This window comes from Neisseria sp. P0021.S006 (genome assembly GCF_051956895.1).
Genome location: NZ_JBQCWZ010000246.1, coordinates 1 through 1800 on the forward strand (window position 1 = coordinate 1; position 1800 = coordinate 1800).

Sequence of the window (1800 nt, forward strand, 5' to 3'; positions counted from 1 at the left end):
ATTGTTCTCGCTGCACATGAAAGCCACCATGATGAAAGTGTCCGACCCGATTATCTTCGGACACGCCGTCAAAGTGTTCTTCGCGCCTGTTTTTGAAAAATTCGGCGACAAACTGGCTGCCGCCGGCGTCAATGTCAACAACGGCTTCGGCAACCTGCTTGCCAATCTGGACAAACTGGATGCGGACACTCGCGCTGCCGTCGAAGCCGAAATCGCTGCCGTTTACGCTGCCAACCCCGATTTGGCGATGGTCGATTCCGACAAAGGCATTACCAACCTGCACGTCCCCAGCGATGTTATCGTCGATGCTTCCATGCCTGCGATGATCCGCAATTCCGGCCGTATGTGGGACAAAGACGGCAAAGCGCAAGACACCAAAGCCGTGATTCCCGACAGCAGCTACGCAGGCGTTTATCAAGCAACCATCGACTTCTGCCGCGAACACGGCGCGTTCGATCCGACAACCATGGGTACAGTACCCAACGTCGGCCTGATGGCGCAGGCGGCCGAAGAATATGGTTCGCACAATAAAACTTTCGAAATCGAAGCCGACGGTCAGGTTCAAGTCATTGATGCGGCAGGCAAAGTCCTGATGCAGCACGACGTTGAAGCAGGCGACATCTGGCGTATGTGCCAAACCAAAGACGCGCCCGTCAAAGACTGGGTACAACTCGCCGTCAACCGCGCCCGTCTGAGCAACACGCCAGCCGTGTTCTGGCTCGACGAAAACCGTCCGCACGACAAGAGCCTGCTCGCCAAGGTTAAAGCCTACCTTGCCGAACTGGATACCAACGGTCTCGACATCCGCGTCCTCGCTCCCGAAGAAGCTGCCAAGTTCAGCTTGGGTCGTCTGAAAAACGGCGAAGACACCATCTCTGTAACCGGTAACGTCCTGCGCGACTACCTGACCGACTTGTTCCCAATTTTGGAACTGGGTACCAGCGCGAAAATGCTGTCTATCGTTCCATTGATGAATGGTGGCGGTATGTTTGAAACCGGCGCTGGCGGCTCCGCACCGAAACATGTCCAACAATTCCTCGAAGAAAACCACTTGCGTTGGGACTCTTTGGGCGAATTCCTCGCACTCGCCGTATCGTTTGAACATCTGGCGCAAAAAACCGGCAACTCCAAAGCCCAAGTCCTCGCCGACACTTTGGATGCAGCCACCGAAAAACTGCTGTTGAACGACAAATCGCCTAAACGCAAAGCAGGCGAACTCGACAACCGCGGCAGCCATTTCTACCTCACCCTCTACTGGGCGCAAGAATTGGCGGCGCAAGACAAAGATGCCGAACTGAAAGCCGCATTTGCTCCATTGGCAGCCGCTTTGACTGCCGACGAAGCCAAAATCGTTGAAGAACTCTCTGCCGTACAAGGCAAAGCGGTCGACATCGGCGGCTACTACGCAGCCAATCCTGAAAAAGCGGCACAAGCGATGCGTCCAAGCGCAACCTTTAATCAGGCCTTGTCAGCCTTATAATTAAAGCAATAAAAGGCCGTCTGAATTTTCAGACGGCCTCAAACCTTATGGAAGCACAATGAAAAAAAACATTCTTTCTCTTACTCTCCTCATCAGCGCTCCGGCTTTGTGGGCATTTTCCCCTGCCGAATTGGCACAAACCCTGCAAAAACCGCAAAACGTGCAAGGCAATTTTGTCCAACAACGCCAGCTTAAATCCCTCAGCAAACCCATGACCACCAGCGGCAGCTTTACCCTTGTCCCACAAAAAGGCCTGCTCTGGAAAATGCAAAAACCATTTGAAACCACCCTGCGCGTGCGTTCAGACGGCATCATGCAAT

The 1800-nt window shown here is 53.7% G+C and carries 2 protein-coding genes; both read left to right on the top strand.

The genetic code is table 11. The annotated features are described in order from the left end of the window. Window positions 1-1480: NADP-dependent isocitrate dehydrogenase (locus tag ACTHUM_RS13005; RefSeq protein WP_440403060.1), on the top strand; the 1480-nt coding region annotated here is incomplete at its 5' end. Between the two features lie 58 nt (window positions 1481-1538). Continuing rightward, on the top strand, window positions 1539-1800 hold a 262-nt coding region (locus ACTHUM_RS13010; protein WP_440403061.1), incomplete at its 3' end, for a LolA family protein.